This window comes from Aquimarina sp. I32.4 (assembly GCF_002924285.1).
Classification (GTDB): domain Bacteria; phylum Bacteroidota; class Bacteroidia; order Flavobacteriales; family Flavobacteriaceae; genus Aquimarina.
Genome location: NZ_PGUB01000008.1, coordinates 43,789 through 60,038, shown reverse-complemented (window position 1 = coordinate 60,038; position 16,250 = coordinate 43,789). Strand labels below are relative to the sequence as shown.

The following is a 16,250-nucleotide window of genomic DNA, read 5'->3' as shown; positions in this document are numbered from 1 at the left end:
ATATATTTTTTTATTGATTACCACCTAAGATCAAAGGTAAGCCATCATTACCAGAGCCCACCACAACTACTTTAGCGTTAGGTGATTTAGCCAATTGTAATGTAGCTTCTATTCCTTTTTCTTTAAGTATTTTATCTGTTAGAGAAGCACTTAGAATTTGGTTAGCAACTGCTTTTCCTTCTGCATCAATCTTTTGTCTTTCTGCTTCTTTTTTAGCTTTTTCTAATCTAAATTCATATTCTAAAGCTTCTTGCTCTTGTCTCAATTTGCGTTCTATCGCTTCTTTGATAGTAGATGGTAATGTTACATCTCGTACCAGTACCTCATTAAGCTGAATAAACTGATCACCTACTATTTTTTTTGTTTCTTCAAAAATTTCTTTTTGAATTGCATCTCTTTTACTAGAATATAATTGTTCAGGAGTATATCTCCCAACGACACTACGAGCAGCAGATCTTATCGTAGGTAACAAAACTCTTCCTACATAATTTTCTCCTTTTTGCTGATGCAACAGCCCCAATTTATTATAGTCAGGTTGAAACCAAGCAGAAGCATCTAATTTAATTTCTAATCCATTAGACGATAACACCTGCATTTTTTCAAAAACCTCTTGTTGTCTTACTTCATAAACGATTACCTTATTCCAAGGTGCCACCAAATGAAACCCTTCTCCTAGGGGTGGAGAATCTGTCACTACTCCTCCTCCAAATGTTTTATAAAGCACTCCTGCTTCTCCTGAACCAATGGTAACTGTTGATTTTGAGACGAATACTATAAGTATAATAATAACGATCAGTATAGGTAATCCTATTTTTGGTAATCTTTCCATAGTAATATTGAGTTTTAATTTTTTTAAATAAGTCCGTTATATTTTCGTGCAAACCATTCTACTGTAAGTAATAAAAGAACGATCAATAAAAGATATTTCCAATCTATTAAAGATACTACATTTTCCTTGCTTTTTTGAATGGTTTGATATCTTTGATCTTCTATCAATTCTTTTATCAGAGCTTCTTTCTGATTCAAAAAATATGACTTCCCACTAGTATTAGTAGCTACTTGTTGTAGTTTTGTTACATCAGCATTGAGAAATTGTTGTTCTACATCATATTCAAGAATAGCAAAACTTCCTGAGCGTGTTATATGCTCTCCTGATACTGCTACTATATATTCATAATTTCCAGCTCCCAGACTGCTTACATCTACTTCGTATGAATTATTTTTTAAGAGCATTGGTATTGTCTGAGTAGCTTTTGTTTCTTTATTTTTTATTATAATTTTTAGACTTCCTCTTTTATCAAACTCATAGTTTTTAGTAAAATACTCTGCCTTGATAATAATACTTGCATTACCATAATAGAAGGATTCAGAAATTGTATTTAACCTACTTTTTCTTTTATTAGAAGCTAGATATTGTACTAGTTTACCAAAAAACTCATCAAAATCTTTAAATGTTTGAGTATTTATATAATTTTGAGCTCTCCATCTCCATAAACCTTCTCCAAACAACACTGCTTCTCTTATTCCATTTTGTTCTATTGTTGCTAATAATACATCTTTAGTATGAATAGCACCAATTGTTCTATACAACAAAGGATCGTGATTTGCATGTATTCTTAGTTCACCAAAATTACCTATCAAAGGGGGATAGTTATTAAATCCTATATCTTCTTGTAGAAATGATGCATAATTATTATTAAACCTTGGTACATAATACTCTGTTTGCCTAGTAATCTCTTGTGTATATTTATTTTGTATTGTATTAAGAAATACCCAATCTGTTTTGGGTCCAGTAATGGTTAAGTGATTTTTCTTCTCCAGATTTAATTTCTCATATACTTTTCTATATCTGGTATTGGGTTGATAGAGTATGATTAATTGATAATCATTAAAATCTTTGTTTTCGTTTGTTTTACTTATTGTAATGCTTCTTCTCTCATTACTTTCTATACTTTTTTTAATAGCACCCAAGTCTGGGTGAACCATATCACTAATTAAAAGTACATTTGTCTTCTGATCAATTACCTCTACAGCAAAGGTTTTTGAATTATTGATGGTATTTTTTTCATTATCCAAAGGTGATAATATAGCTACATATTGATTTACCCCTACTCTATTTGCAGGCAATGTAAAATTAACTACATTAGAATTATTCTTTTTTGAAAAAGAAATAGGTTGAGAAAACACAATACTGTTCCCTGACTTAATTTGAAATAATCTTGTAATATCCTGATTCCCTGAATAGGTAAGAATTGCTTCTATAGGAAATTTATTTTTTAAGTATGCATACCTATTTACATTCAGCTGTTGAATTCTAGTATCTTCTACAGCTACTGTATCTCCTGAAATAATAGGGTACACTACTTGTTTATAGCCTTTTGTACTAAACTGATAATCTGTTCCATAAGTTTGGTTTCCATCAGTTAATAAGAGTGTAGGAGCAATTGTATTTTTATAAACCTGATTTAATTCACCTAAAGCTTTTGAAATATTGGTTTGCTTTTGATCAAAAGAAAGAAGCAGGGAATCTTTTAATTTATCAGAAAATGAATAATAGACAACATTAAACCTGTTATTCAATTCTTTATGCAAAGAAATTTCATTAACAAATTGTTTTATCTCTTTGTCTTTTTTTAAATATTTTATAGAAGAAGAATTGTCTACTGCAACAACCAGCGCAGGTTTTTCTTCAATATATATATATTGTTTGAATGTAGGATTAATTAATAATACTAATAGTGAAAAAACACTTAGAAAACGTAAAAAAGCAAAAAACAGGAGCTTTTTTTTCCTGTTTTTTGCTCTATATAAATATTGATATAGCGCAATAATCAATGCGATTATACCAGCTGCTATGATCAATAAAATTGTTTCTGTTTGCATTCTTTATAGTACTATAAAGTATTAGGTAAGCATACCTCCATCAACATTCAACACCTGCCCCGTAATATATGCACTCAAATCACTAGCTAGAAAGAGGCATGTATTTGCAATATCTTCTGGGGTACCTCCTCTTTTTAATGGGATCGCATTTCTCCAACCTTCTACTACTTTTTCATCTAGTTTACCTGTCATTTCTGTCTCAATAAATCCTGGTGCAACAACATTACTTCTAATATTTCTTGATCCAAGTTCTAGTGCTACAGATTTAGAAAACCCAATAATCCCAGATTTTGATGCTGCATAATTAGCCTGCCCTGCATTTCCTTTTACTCCAACAACAGAACTCATATTTACAATACTTCCTTTACGTTGTTTTAGCATCGTTCTTTGAACGGCTTTTGTCATATTAAATACACTCTTCAAATTCACTTCAATCACCTTATCAAAGTCTTCTTCGCTCATTCGCATCAAAAGATTATCTTTTGTGATCCCAGCATTATTTACTAAAATATCAATACTACCAAATGTTTCTAAAACATCTGCTGCTAATTCCTGAGCTTGCTCATAACTTGCAGCATTACTTTGGTATCCTTTGGCTTTGATTCCTAAACTGTTTAATTCAGTTTCTAGAGTTTTTGCTGCTTCAACAGAAGAACTATATGTAAAAGCTATATTAGCACCTTGTTGTGCAAAAACTTCTGCTATTCCTTTGCCAATACCGCGAGTAGCTCCCGTGATAATTGCCGTTTTACCTTGTAAAAGATTCATTCTTTATATTTCTATGTTTTTGGTTGTGTATATCAATTTATAAATATGAATTCAAATATAAGAATTACAAATAGGTCATCAACAATAAACCCTGTGATTTCTCACAGGGTTTATAAACATCTTTATTTAATACTTTATACTATTGCTTTATTATTTCTTTTTCATAATTAAAAAGGTAATCAACATCCATTTCTTTTACAGCTCCTAATTTTGATAATGCTTTCATATCGATATCTTTCTTATTACCAATAACAAGGATATTATAAGATTCTCCTTTTATATTCTCGTTAAAGAATGATTTAAGATCTGCCAATGTCATCTTTTCTATAGTTTCATACATTTCTTTTCTATTGTCATGATCGATCCCTCTTTTTTTAAGATTTTCATATGACCAAAATATATTTGATTTTGTAATTCGCTTAGCAGCAATTTTCTTTAATGTTGCTTTTTTAGCTTGATTAAACTGTGCCTCTACTTCTGGCATATTAGTCAATAACTCCATCATAGCATCTACTGCTTCTGGCATTTTATTAGCCTGAGTACCTACATATGCATACAAATAATTAGAATCCTCCTGTTGACTCGCGTTACTATATTGAGAGAACGCAGAATATGCCAACGATTTTGATTCTCTTATTTCCTGAAAAACAATAGAAGAAAGTCCACTCCCAAAATATGTATTAAACAAACTAGAAGCTGCCATTTTTTTAGGGTCAAATTCTTTTCCTTTTGCCAAAAACAACATTTCACTCTGCACCATATCATAATCTACAAAATAAACATTACCCCCTGTTTCGTTTTCTGTATAAGTTATTTTTTCTGGGTAGTCATTTAAACCTCCTTCAATAATATGATTTTTATCTAAAGATGCAATTGCTGCATCTACATCTTTACCATAATAAAATACACGTTGTTTTAGCGTAGTAAGGTTCTTTATTTTATCAATCAACTCCTTAGGGTTAATCTTTTTCAGTTCCTTATATGTGTATATATTACGTAATCTTGAGTTTTTACCATATTTACCATAATTAAGAAGACCACTCCATAAAATATTTCCTTTCTGAGTTTTACTATCTTCCCTTTCTTTTAATATTTGATCTACATATTTGTCATATGTTTCTTGATCAGGAACTGCATTTCTCCATAAATCCTCTAATAAAATCAATCCTTTATCCAAATTTTCTTTTAATCCAGAAACACCAACAATAGTTTTATCAGCAGAAGAATTAATACTATAACTAATTCCTAATTTATAAAATTCTTTTTTAAGTTCTTCTGGAGAATATTTATCAGTTCCTAAATAATCAAAATATCCTGAAGCTATTAATAATTTTTTATCATGATCAGATCCTAAATCAAAAATGATGTTAAGGTCAAACAAATCATTGTTTTTGTTTTCTATATAAGAAACTGAAATTCCACTCTGAGTTTGCGTAGATTTTATAGCCGTTTTATAATCTATAAATTTTGGTTGTAAAGACGAAGATTCTATTTTTTTGAAGTCTTGTACAAACTTAGACTCTTTATCTCTGTTTAACTCTACAGGAGTTATTCCTGGATTTTCTACTTTGACAATATTTTTATCTTCTCCTTTTCGCTTATAAACAACAACATAATTGTCTTTATAAAATCTATTAGCAAAATCTACTAATTCTTGTTTTGAAACTTTTTTAAGTTCATTCAAGAATTCTACTTTGTCTTTCCAATCTTCTCTATGAATAAATGCATTATAATATGCAGAAGCCAAAGCTGTGTTATTCTCATACTCTTTTGTTTGACTTAGTTTTAAATCATTAATTACAGCATCTAACATCCACTCATCAAACTCTCCTTTTTTTAATTTTTCTATTTGAGAAAGCAACAAGTCTTTTACTTCATCAAGCGTTTGACCAGCCTTGGGCTGTCCAGAAAATTGATGATATCCATAATCATTCAAAAAAGTAGGAAAACATCCTGCATTCTGAACTGCTTGTTTTTGATTCAAGTTTAAATCAATCAAACCTGCTTTCCCATTTGTCAATAACATATCAGCAAGCGTAAGAAGTTTCTCTTCTTTTGTTCCTATAGCATCTGAACGAAATGAGACAGAAATTGATTCTGCTGTTGGCCCGAATACTTCTTTGGTTATTGAGCTTGTTATTGGTTCTTCTTTTGGTAATTCTGGATGTACTACCTCTTTTTTCTCGAAGCTACCAAAAGACTTGTTTACCTTTTGAATGGTTTGGTCAAAATCTAAATCTCCAACTAATACTACTGCCATATTGTTAGGCACATAGTATTTATTAAAATAGTTATGAATAGCAACCATAGAGGGGTTTTTCAAATGCTCAGAAGTCCCTATTGTTTTTTGTTGCCCATAAGGATGGTTAGGAAATAATCCTTCTAGCATTGCTGCATACATTTTTCTTCCATCATTATCCTGTCCTCTATTAAATTCCTCATAAACGGCTTCTAATTCTGTATGAAACAAACGTAGTACCAATTGACTAAAACGTTCGCTTTCTACTTTGAGCCATTTATCAAGTTCGTTTGCTGGTATTTTATTTTTGTATACCGTTTCTTCAAACCAAGTGTGTGCATTTGTTCCTTCTGCACCCAAGGAGCTAATCATTTTATCATATTCATTGGATATTGAAATTTTTGATGCTTCAAGAGAAATTTTATCTATTTTTTTATAGATTTCTTTCTTCTTTTCTTCATCTGTTTCTGATTTATGTTGCTCGTATAAATCAGATATTTGTTGTAGCAACACTTTTTCTTTTTCAAAATCCTGGGTACCTATTTCATCAGTACCTTTAAAAACCATATGTTCTAAATAGTGTGCAAGCCCAGTAGCTTCTTTAGGATCATAATTTGAACCAGCACGTACTGCAATAAATGTTTGAATTTTTGGTTCTTCTTCATTTTTAGACAAATATACCTTTAGTCCATTATCTAAAGTGTATAATCGTAATCCTGTTGGATCATTAGTAATGGTTTCATAATTAAAACCAAATCCATCAGTGTGTTTCTCAACTTTAATCCCTTGTAAAGTTTTGGTGTCGTCTGATGATTTTTTACAACTACCTAGACTAATAATAGTAAGTAGTAGTAGTAAAGTTAATTTAATAAATTTCATATTTATTTTTTTGTTGTTTTTGTGGTGTTGTTGTCACCTGAGTTAGTATTAACGAGTTAGTTAACTATTAATTCACTATAATACGTGTAGTTTGGAGTAATGTTACAATATTTAATATTTTTTTAACAAATAATTACTCCAAACAAAAAAGCCTCTTGAATTAAATCAAGAGGCTTTTTTTATGTATCTGTTATTTCTTTTTTATCCTAATACTTCTGCTACTTTTTTACCAATTTCAGCAGGAGAATCAACAACGTGTATTCCACATTCTCTCATAATTGCTTTTTTGGCTGCTGCAGTATCTTCACTACCACCAACAATAGCACCAGCATGTCCCATAGTACGACCAGCAGGAGCAGTTTCTCCAGCGATGAAACCTACTACAGGTTTTGTTGTTCCACTCTCTTTAACCCATTTAGCTGCATCTGCCTCTAATTGTCCACCAATTTCACCAATCATTACAACACAAGATGTCTCTGGGTCATTAATCAATAACTCTACAGCTTCTTTGGTTGTAGTACCAATTATAGGATCTCCTCCAATACCAATTGCAGTAGTAATACCTAATCCTTGTTTTACTACTTGATCTGCCGCTTCATATGTAAGTGTTCCTGATTTTGAAACAATACCTACATTTCCTTTCTTAAAGACAAATCCTGGCATGATACCAACTTTAGCCTCTCCTGGAGTAATGATCCCTGGACAGTTTGGCCCAATAAGCCTACAATCTTTTCCTTTGATATAATCTGATGCTTTAATCATATCTGCAACTGGAATACCTTCTGTAATAGTAATAATCACTTTTATTCCGGCATCTGCTGCTTCCATAATTGCGTCTGCAGCAAAAGCTGGCGGTACAAAAATAATTGTAGTATCTGCTTCTACTTCCTTCACTGCATCTTCTACAGTATTAAATACAGGTTTATCTAAATGAGTTTGCCCTCCTTTACCTGGAGTAACTCCACCAACAACATTAGTACCATATTCTATCATCTGACCTGCATGAAAAGTACCTTCGCTACCAGTAAATCCTTGTACGATAATTTTCGAATCTTTATTAACTAAAACACTCATTGCGTTATGATTTTTTATTTTTTTTAAAGAGTTTCAAAAGTAAGCTTTTGAACATTATAGTTAAAGTGAAAAATAAAAAAATATTTTTTTTATTTTTCAAGCTTTTACTTTTCTATGAATATCAAAATATTATAAATACTATAAAACAAAGTCTATAAGTTATTTAATCTAATTATTTTGACATAAATGACATCATGTTCTCAGAAGTATGATCTCCTTGTTGACTTATTTGATATCCTCTATATAATTTATTATCTTTTAATTCCCAGATGGTAATAACGTGCGCTACGGCCTCTTCTTTATCTGGTCTTTCTATAGTCCTCACAAAATAAGTATACCGAACAGTGACGGTTTGATTTTCTGCTATAAGATGGCTGATTTCACATCGTAATGAGTCAAAAGATGAAGACATCTCATTAAACATATTTATAATATCTTTGAAATCTTTTTTATTGAATCCAAAACTACTATTCCAATATAACTCTATTTCGGGGTGTAAATATTTAGAAAAAACTTCGGTAATATGAATAAGATCGGTCTCATAAAAAGACCTTACAATATTTTTTACTGTTTCACTCATTTTTATTCAGTTTATCTATTAAATCTGGAATCTGCCGTATAGAAGCTATTTCTTTGTATTTTTTTCTAAAATCATCTGCTGGCGTTCCAAAATAACTTTTATTTGCATCTAGTGACTTACTTACTCCTGATTGTGCAGAAATAATCGCTTTGGTTCCAATAGTTATAGCACTTGTTATACCTACCTGACCCCAAATTGTAACTTCATCCTCTATCACTACACAACCTGCAATACCTACTTGAGAGGCTATTAAACACTTTTCCCCTATTACGGTATCGTGTCCTATATGCACTTGGTTATCTATCTTGGTTCCTTCCTGAACAATCGTATCTCCTGTAACTCCTTTATCAATAGTACATGAGGCTCCTAAATCAACATTGTCTTTAATAACAACTCTTCCTCCTGAAATTAATTTATCAAAACCTTCTGGTCGTTTTTTATAATAGAATGCATCTGAGCCTAATACTGTACCAGCATGTATTGTTACATTGTTACCTATTACTGTATTATCATAAATACTTACATTAGCATGTATCAAACAATTATCGCCAATACTTACATTATTACCCACACAACTACCTGGTTGTATAATTGTATTTTGACCAATTGTTGCTGTTTCAGAAATTAAAGAATTAGTCTTCTCAAAAGGTTTAAAATACTGAGTAAGTTTGTTAAAATCCCGAAAAGGGTCATCAGAAATAAGCAATGCTTTACCTTCTGGGCAATCTACATTCTTATTGATTAAAATTACGGTAGCAGCGCTTTGTAGCGCTTTATCATAATATTTAGGATGGTCCACAAAGACAATATCTCCAGAAGAAACGACATGAATTTCATTCATTCCTAAAACTGGGAAATCAGGTTCTCCAACAAATTCTGAAGATATAATAGTAGCTATTTGTTGTAAAGTATGTGTCTGTGGGAATTTCATTTATTAAGAATTAAGAGGGATACAGGATTATTCTTTTATTCTTTCTTTATAAGTACCTTTCTCTGTTTCTACTTTAATTTTATCTCCTTCATTAATAAAAAGAGGAACCATTACTTCTGCTCCAGTTTCTACAGTTGCAGGTTTCGTTGCATTGGTAGCTGTATTTCCTTTAACTCCTGGTTCTGTTGAAGTAACTTCTAGAATTACACTTGCAGGCATTTCTACAGAAAGAGGCATTTGGTCTTCAGAATTGATAATTATAGTTACTACTTCTCCTTCTTTTAATAAACCAGGAGCATCCAACGTAGATTTTTCTAATGTAATTTGATTATAATCCTCTGTATTCATAAAATGAAAAGTATCTCCTTCTGCATATAAATACTGAAATTTATGAGTTTCTACACGCACATCATCTATTTTATGTCCTGCAGAAAAAGTATTATCTATTACCTTTCCTGTAGTTACACTTTTTAACTTTGTACGTACAAAAGCAGGTCCTTTACCAGGCTTTACGTGTAAAAATTCAATAACTTTAAAAATGTCGTGATTGTATTTTATACACAATCCATTTCTGATATCACTAGTACTTGCCATTATTCTTTAATTTCTTATGATTATTATTTATATCAAACTCTCTAATTAGAGAAATATCCTTTCATAATTCCTCTTTGAGAATTCTTAATGAATTCTAAAACTTCATCTCTTTCTGGAGTTGCCTCCATCTCAGCTTCAATAATTTGTACTGCTTGAGAATTGTTATAATTCTGTTGATATAAAATTCGATATATATTCTGTACTTCTCTTATTTTTTCTGTAGTAAATCCTCTCCTTCTTAGGCCTATAGAATTAATTCCAACATACGATAAAGGTTCACGAGCAGCTTTTACATAAGGAGGGACATCTTTACGAACCAAAGATCCTCCTGTAACAAATGCATGATTACCAATACTACAAAATTGTTGTACTGCAGCCATTCCTGCTAAAACTACATAATCTCCTACATTAATATGGCCAGCTAACGTACTATTATTAGAAAATATACAGTTGTCCCCAACAATACAATCATGTGCAATATGGCAATATGCCATAATCCAACAATTCTTTCCTATTTTGGTTTTCATTCGATCTGTTGTACCTCTATTAATGGTAACACACTCACGAATTGTAGTATTATCTCCTATTTCGGTTATTGTATCTTCATCATTAAATTTTTTATCCTGAGGTGTTGCAGAAATAACAGCTCCAGGGAAAATACTGCAATTTTTTCCAATACGTGCCCCTTCCATAATAGTAACATTAGAGCCTATCCAAGTTCCTTCTCCTATCACTACATTATTATGAATGGTTGTAAAAGGTTCTATTACAACATTTTTTGCGATTTTTGCTCCTGGATGAACGTATGCTAACGGTTGATTCATCAATTAATTTGTTTAATAAAAAATAGTAAATCTACATAACTACTAAACTCTTAATAGTTTTATAGTTTCTTTTTTTATGATTATTTTGATTTTACGATTTGTGCCATAAGTTCTGCTTCTGTTACTAATTTTCCATTAGCATAAGCAAAAGCTTGCATGTGACATATACCTCTACGAATTGGCGTTATCAATTCTAATTTAAAAATTAAGGTATCTCCCGGCAACACTTGTTGTTTAAATTTCACTTTATCTATTTTCATAAAATAGGTAAGGTAATTCTCAGGGTCTGGTACTGTACTCAATGCTAGGATACCTCCTGTTTGAGCCATTGCCTCTATCTGTAATACTCCTGGCATCACTGGTGCTCCTGGAAAATGGCCTACAAAAAACGGTTCATTCATCGTTACATTCTTCATTCCAACAACATGATTATCAGACATTTCCAGTATTCTGTCTATCAATAAGAACGGTGGTCTATGCGGCAGCATATTCATGATCTTATTAATATCCATAAGTGGTGCCTTGGAAAGATCAAACTGAGGAACCTTATTTCGTTTCTCAATTTTTATAATTTTAGAAAGCTTTTTAGCAAATTGAGTATTTACATAATGCCCAGGTTTATTTGCTATTATCTTCCCTCTAATTCTGGTTCCTATTAATGCTAAATCTCCTACTACGTCTAATAATTTATGCCTAGCAGCTTCATTAGGATAGTGTAATGTCAAATTATCTAAAATACCATTGGGTTTAATCGCAATTGATTCTTTACCAAAAGCAACTTTTAGTTTCTCCATTGTACTTGGACTTAACTCTTTATCTACATACACTATAGCATTATTAAGATCTCCTCCTTTAATCAACCCATGTTCTAATAACATCTCTAGTTCATGCAAAAAGCTAAAAGTTCTTGCATCTGCAATATCCTTTTTAAAATCCGATAGATGTTTTAATGATGCATTTTGAGTACCTAAAACTTTTGTACCAAAATCTACCATTGTAGTAATTTGATATTCATCAGATGGCATTACAATAATTTCGCTACCTGACTCTTCATCGGTATAAGAGATTACATCCTTTACAATATACTCTTCTCTTTCTGCTTCTTGTTCTACAATACCTGCTTCCTCTAATGCTTTCACAAAAAACTTACTTGAACCATCCATTATAGGGGGTTCAGAAGCATCTAGCTCTATCAAAAGATTATCAATCTCTAACCCAACACAAGCAGCCAATACGTGCTCTGATGTTTGTATGCTAACTCCATTTTTTTCCAGATTTGTACCTCTTTGTGTATTTATTACATAATTAGCATCTGCTTCAATAATAGGATTACCTTCTAAATCAATTCTACAAAATGCGTATCCATGATTCTCTGGTGCAGGTTTGAATATTAAGGTCACTTCTTTTCCAGTATGTAAGCCTACACCTGTAAGTTTTATTTCCTGTTTAATGGTTCTTTGTTTGCTTACCACAACGTCAATCATTATTATTTTCTTTTTTCTCTAGTTTGTATATTCTATCTACAATTTTAGGTAAATTCTTAAAATGTACATAGGATTTATTATAATCAGAATAACCAAGGGCAGGAGATCCCTGTATTGCTTCTCCATCTTTTATGTTTCTTCCTATACCTGATTGAGCTTGAATTCTAACATTATTACCAATAACAAGATGTCCAGCAATACCTACTTGCCCACCTATCAAACAATGTCTACCGATCTTGGTTGATCCAGCAATACCTGTTTGTGCTGCAATTGCAGTATGCTCTCCTATTTCTACATTATGAGCAATTTGTATTTGATTATCCAGTTTTACACCTCTATGTATGACTGTAGATCCAAGAGTAGCTCTATCTATAGTAGTTCCTGCTCCTACATCTACATTATCTTCTATAATTACATTACCTGTTTGAGGCACTTTGCTATATTCTCCTTTTTCATTAGGAGTAAAACCAAAGCCATCTGCTCCTACTATAGCACCGCTATGAATTACGCAATTATCGCCTATTATGGTTTCTGAATAAATTTTGGCTCCAGCAAATACAATAATATTATCACCAATTGTGACATTATCTCCTATATATACATTAGGAAAAATCTTGGCATTTTCGCCAATTTTAACATTATCGCCTATATAAGAAAATGCTCCAAAATAAATATTTTCTCCAAATGATGCTGTTTCTGATATAAAACTAGGTTGTTCTATACCCGCTTTATTCATCTTGACCATATTATAATACTCCAATAATTGAGAAAAAGCCTTATATGCATCATCTACTCTTATCAAGGTAGTTTTAATCTTTGTTTCTGCTTCAAAGGTTTTATCTACAATAGTGATCGAGGCATCTGTAGAATATATGTATTGTGTATACTTAGGATTTGACAAAAAGGTTAGTGACCCTTTTGTTCCTTCTTCTATTTTAGCTAGTTTGGACACTTCAACAGTCTCATCTCCCTCGATTTCTCCGTTTAAAATACCCGCAATTTGTGTGGCTGTAAAAATCATTCTAGCAAAAGTATAAAAAATGTATTAATGTTTATGCTTTGGATAGCACATAAAATATTTAGTTACTGGTTTTGACAATGCTTCTAGATTAAACTGATCTGTAGCTTTGACAATATCAACTATTTTCCTTGACTTATATAAAATATTTATATTCTGTTTGTTAAGGTGATAAGCTTGATTCGAAATTATCCCATCAAAAATAAAATAACGAGCTTCTTCTTCAGAAATTTTATATTTATTTTTAAATTTTTCAATATGGCTTTCTTTCTTATTATTTCCAAATGCCTTCTTTTTTACTTTTACTTTGAGAAGATCACGGTCAATAATCATAGTAGATAGTTTACTTAAAACAAAGTCTTCTGCATAAACCCATTCTTTCATTGCACAAACAATATCGTAGTCATCAAGCCTAGCGAATGTTTCTAAAACGTCTGTAGTAAAATTCTCTGCGGTAATTTTATTTTTTAAGAAAAAAGATAGCGCATTACTTGCTGGTAATTCTACTCCATTATCAACTAACTCTTTTGCTCTCTGCAACACTCTAATCAATAAGTTCTCTGCAACCAAACTTGTCTTATGTAAATATACTTGCCAATACATTAATCGTCTGGCTAACAAAAATTTTTCTACAGAATATATCCCTTTTTCTTCTACCACTAATTCATCATTAATGACAGTAAGCATTGTAATCAGGCGTTCACTATTTACATTTCCTTCTGCAACTCCTGTATAAAAACTATCTCTTTTTAGATAGTCTAATCTATCCATGTCTAGTTGCCCTGAAATCATCTGATGTAAAAAATTACGATGATACTCACCTTTAAAAACTTGAATTGCAAGCGTTAAACTACCGTTAAATTCTGCATTAATTTTTTCCATAAACATGAGAGAAATCTTCTCATGATTAACCTCATCTACAATACTATGCTCCATAGCATGAGAAAAAGGTCCGTGACCTATATCATGCAATAATATCGCTACATAAAGTGCTTCTTCTTCTTCTTCAGAAATATCAATCCCTTTAAAACGAAGAACTCTCACTGCTTTTTGCATAAGATGCATACATCCCAAAGCGTGATGAAAACGAGTGTGATGTGCTCCTGGATATACGAGGTAAGATAATCCCATTTGAGAAATCCTACGTAACCTCTGAAAGTACTTATGTTCTAGCAGATCAAAAATTAGTTCGTTAGGTATCGTAATAAAACCGTAAATTGGATCGTTTAATATTTTGAGCTTATTCCTTTTTTTCAAGTTCCTTTCATATTTACGGAAACAAATATACATATATGCCTGGCATAATTGAACTTTTCAAAAATGAATTTAAACTATTATAGTTTTACTATAAATAAAATAAGTAATTAAACGATAAAAATAAGACTTAATGAGTAAAATAAAGATACTGTGGGTGGATGATGAGATTGATTTACTTAAGCCACATATTCTATTTTTGGAAAAGAAAAATTATGAGGTAACTAAATGCCAAAGTGGTACAGAGGCATTAGACATCATAGATGATGATAATTTTGACATCATTTTTCTAGACGAAAATATGCCAGGTCTTTCTGGAATCGAAACCTTATCAGAAATAAAAGAAAAAGAAGATGGCATTCCTGTGGTAATGATTACCAAAAGTGAAGAGGAATACATAATGGAAGAAGCTATTGGTAGTAAAATTGCTGATTATCTTATAAAACCTGTTAACCCTAATCAAATTCTTCTTAGTTTAAAAAAGAATCTGGATAACTCTAGATTAGTTTCAGAAAAGACTACCTCAAATTATCAACAAGAATTTAGAAAGATAGCCATGGATATGGCAATGGTAAATTCTTATGACGAATGGATTGATCTATACCAAAGACTAATTTACTGGGAACTACAGCTTGAAAACATCGAAGACACAGGCATGTTCGAGATTTTAGAATCTCAAAAAGTAGAAGCCAATACACAGTTTTGCAAATTTATAGATAAAAACTATCCTGATTGGTTTGATGGAAAAAGCGATGCTCCTGTAATGTCCCATACATTATTTAGAGAAAAAGTAATTCCAGAAATAAGTAAAGAACAACCTACCCTCCTAGTAGTTATAGATAATTTACGCTACGATCAATGGAAAGCTTTTGAACCTACCATTAATAATTATTATAAAAAGGAACAAGAAATTGCATATTGCAGTATTCTACCTACAGCTACTCAATACGCTCGGAACTCGATTTTCTCAGGATTAATGCCTGCTGAAATGAAAAAAAGACACCCTGACCTATGGCTTGATGATATTGATGAAGGTGGGAAAAACATGAATGAAAACGAATTCTTAACCGCTCAATTAGAACGACTAGGCCTTGATATCAAACATGAATATTATAAGATAACTAATGAAAAATCAGGTAAAACGTTAGCTGCAAATTTTAAAGGGTTAAAAAACAATGATCTTACTGTAGTTGTGTATAATTTTGTTGATATGCTTTCTCATAGCAAAACCGAAATGGAAGTTATCAAAGAGTTAGCTTCAAACGACAAGTCTTATAGATCTTTAACACAGAGTTGGTTTAGAAACTCACCGTTATTAGAAATGATTCAACAAGCACAACAATTAGGTTTTAAGCTATTGATCACTACTGATCATGGAACTATAAATGTAAAAAATCCATCACGAGTAATAGGTGATAAAAACACCAGTCTTAATTTACGTTATAAAACAGGAAAAAGCCTTACTTATGAAAGAAAAGAAGTTTTAGAAGCCACCAACCCAAAAACTGTGCATTTACCTTCTATAAATATGAGTAGTTCTTTTATTTTTGCCAAAGGAGATTATTTCTTTGCTTATCCTAATAACTACAATCATTATGTTAGTTATTACAGAAACACATATCAACACGGTGGTGTTTCTTTAGAAGAAATGGTGATCCCTTTTATAGTAATGAACCCTAGATAATGTAATCTCACAGTATTCTAGATTCAAGCAAATAGAAA

General features: G+C 31.5%; 13 protein-coding genes. 1 reads left to right on the top strand and 12 read right to left on the bottom strand.

The window, feature by feature from the left end:
- Nucleotides 1-10: 10 nt before the first annotated feature.
- The 12 genes from CVD18_RS03100 to CVD18_RS03045 form a co-directional block, all read right to left on the bottom strand.
- Nucleotides 11-829, bottom strand: a complete 819-nt coding sequence (locus CVD18_RS03100; protein ID WP_103863980.1) for a prohibitin family protein — start codon at nt 827-829, stop codon at nt 11-13.
- Nucleotides 830-852: 23 nt separating this feature from the next.
- Nucleotides 853-2,883 (bottom strand): hypothetical protein, encoded by a 2,031-nt coding sequence (locus tag CVD18_RS03095; protein ID WP_103863979.1) that lies wholly within the window; start codon nt 2,881-2,883, stop codon nt 853-855.
- A 21-nt stretch (nt 2,884-2,904) separates the two neighbouring features.
- The gene (fabG, locus tag CVD18_RS03090) at nt 2,905-3,651 is read right to left on the bottom strand and encodes a 3-oxoacyl-[acyl-carrier-protein] reductase (protein ID WP_103863978.1); all 747 of its coding nucleotides are present in this window, start codon (nt 3,649-3,651) and stop codon (nt 2,905-2,907) included.
- Between the two features lie 139 nt (nt 3,652-3,790).
- Complete coding sequence (locus tag CVD18_RS03085) at nt 3,791-6,769, bottom strand: pitrilysin family protein (RefSeq protein ID WP_103863977.1); 2,979 nt, start codon at nt 6,767-6,769, stop codon at nt 3,791-3,793.
- Between the two features lie 201 nt (nt 6,770-6,970).
- The gene (gene sucD, locus CVD18_RS03080; RefSeq protein ID WP_103863976.1) at nt 6,971-7,843 is read right to left on the bottom strand and encodes a succinate--CoA ligase subunit alpha; all 873 of its coding nucleotides are present in this window, start codon (nt 7,841-7,843) and stop codon (nt 6,971-6,973) included.
- 172 nt (nt 7,844-8,015) lie between these two features.
- Entirely contained in the window at nt 8,016-8,423 is a 408-nt protein-coding gene (locus CVD18_RS03075) for a nuclear transport factor 2 family protein (RefSeq protein WP_103863975.1), read from the bottom strand.
- A complete protein-coding gene (locus CVD18_RS03070; RefSeq protein ID WP_103863974.1) occupies nt 8,416-9,354 on the bottom strand; it encodes a UDP-3-O-(3-hydroxymyristoyl)glucosamine N-acyltransferase in 939 nt (312 codons plus the stop codon). The genes CVD18_RS03075 and CVD18_RS03070 overlap by 8 nt, the downstream gene beginning before the upstream one ends.
- Before the next feature lie 27 nt (nt 9,355-9,381).
- Nucleotides 9,382-9,948: an elongation factor P gene (gene efp, locus CVD18_RS03065; protein WP_103863973.1), complete on the bottom strand. Its 567-nt coding sequence runs from the start codon at nt 9,946-9,948 to the stop codon at nt 9,382-9,384.
- Nucleotides 9,949-9,989: 41 nt separating this feature from the next.
- Nucleotides 9,990-10,772, bottom strand: coding sequence for an acyl-ACP--UDP-N-acetylglucosamine O-acyltransferase (gene lpxA, locus CVD18_RS03060; RefSeq protein ID WP_103863972.1), 783 nt, complete (start codon nt 10,770-10,772; stop codon nt 9,990-9,992).
- 80 nt (nt 10,773-10,852) lie between these two features.
- A complete protein-coding gene (locus tag CVD18_RS03055; protein ID WP_103863971.1) occupies nt 10,853-12,256 on the bottom strand; it encodes a bifunctional UDP-3-O-[3-hydroxymyristoyl] N-acetylglucosamine deacetylase/3-hydroxyacyl-ACP dehydratase in 1,404 nt (467 codons plus the stop codon).
- A complete protein-coding gene (gene lpxD / locus CVD18_RS03050) occupies nt 12,249-13,277 on the bottom strand; it encodes a UDP-3-O-(3-hydroxymyristoyl)glucosamine N-acyltransferase (RefSeq protein WP_103863970.1) in 1,029 nt (342 codons plus the stop codon). Before lpxD ends, CVD18_RS03055 begins: the two co-directional genes overlap by 8 nt.
- 24 nt (nt 13,278-13,301) lie before the next feature.
- Nucleotides 13,302-14,531 carry an HD domain-containing protein gene (locus tag CVD18_RS03045; RefSeq protein ID WP_103863969.1) on the bottom strand — a complete coding sequence of 410 codons (1,230 nt, stop codon included), beginning with the start codon at nt 14,529-14,531 and terminating at the stop codon, nt 13,302-13,304.
- Nucleotides 14,532-14,661: 130 nt separating this feature from the next.
- Between CVD18_RS03045 and CVD18_RS03040 the strand changes: the two genes are divergently transcribed.
- Nucleotides 14,662-16,212, top strand: coding sequence for a PglZ domain-containing protein (locus CVD18_RS03040; protein WP_103863968.1), 1,551 nt, complete (start codon nt 14,662-14,664; stop codon nt 16,210-16,212).
- Nucleotides 16,213-16,250 lie beyond the last annotated feature (38 nt).

What these genes read in the sequence shown, in the direction of transcription:
- fabG (WP_103863978.1), bottom strand. Translation starts at nt 3,651, where the DNA reads ATGAATCTTTTACAAGGTAAAACGGCAATTATCACGGGAGCTACTCGC.
- CVD18_RS03085 (WP_103863977.1), bottom strand. Translation starts at nt 6,769, where the DNA reads ATGAAATTTATTAAATTAACTTTACTACTACTACTTACTATTATTAGT.
- CVD18_RS03100 (WP_103863980.1), bottom strand. Translation starts at nt 829, where the DNA reads ATGGAAAGATTACCAAAAATAGGATTACCTATACTGATCGTTATTATT.
- CVD18_RS03075 (WP_103863975.1), bottom strand. Translation starts at nt 8,423, where the DNA reads ATGAGTGAAACAGTAAAAAATATTGTAAGGTCTTTTTATGAGACCGAT.
- sucD (WP_103863976.1), bottom strand. Translation starts at nt 7,843, where the DNA reads ATGAGTGTTTTAGTTAATAAAGATTCGAAAATTATCGTACAAGGATTT.
- CVD18_RS03055 (WP_103863971.1), bottom strand. Translation starts at nt 12,256, where the DNA reads ATGATTGACGTTGTGGTAAGCAAACAAAGAACCATTAAACAGGAAATA.
- CVD18_RS03040 (WP_103863968.1), top strand. Translation starts at nt 14,662, where the DNA reads ATGAGTAAAATAAAGATACTGTGGGTGGATGATGAGATTGATTTACTT.
- efp (WP_103863973.1), bottom strand. Translation starts at nt 9,948, where the DNA reads ATGGCAAGTACTAGTGATATCAGAAATGGATTGTGTATAAAATACAAT.
- CVD18_RS03095 (WP_103863979.1), bottom strand. Translation starts at nt 2,883, where the DNA reads ATGCAAACAGAAACAATTTTATTGATCATAGCAGCTGGTATAATCGCA.
- lpxD (WP_103863970.1), bottom strand. Translation starts at nt 13,277, where the DNA reads ATGATTTTTACAGCCACACAAATTGCGGGTATTTTAAACGGAGAAATC.
- CVD18_RS03070 (WP_103863974.1), bottom strand. Translation starts at nt 9,354, where the DNA reads ATGAAATTCCCACAGACACATACTTTACAACAAATAGCTACTATTATA.
- lpxA (WP_103863972.1), bottom strand. Translation starts at nt 10,772, where the DNA reads ATGAATCAACCGTTAGCATACGTTCATCCAGGAGCAAAAATCGCAAAA.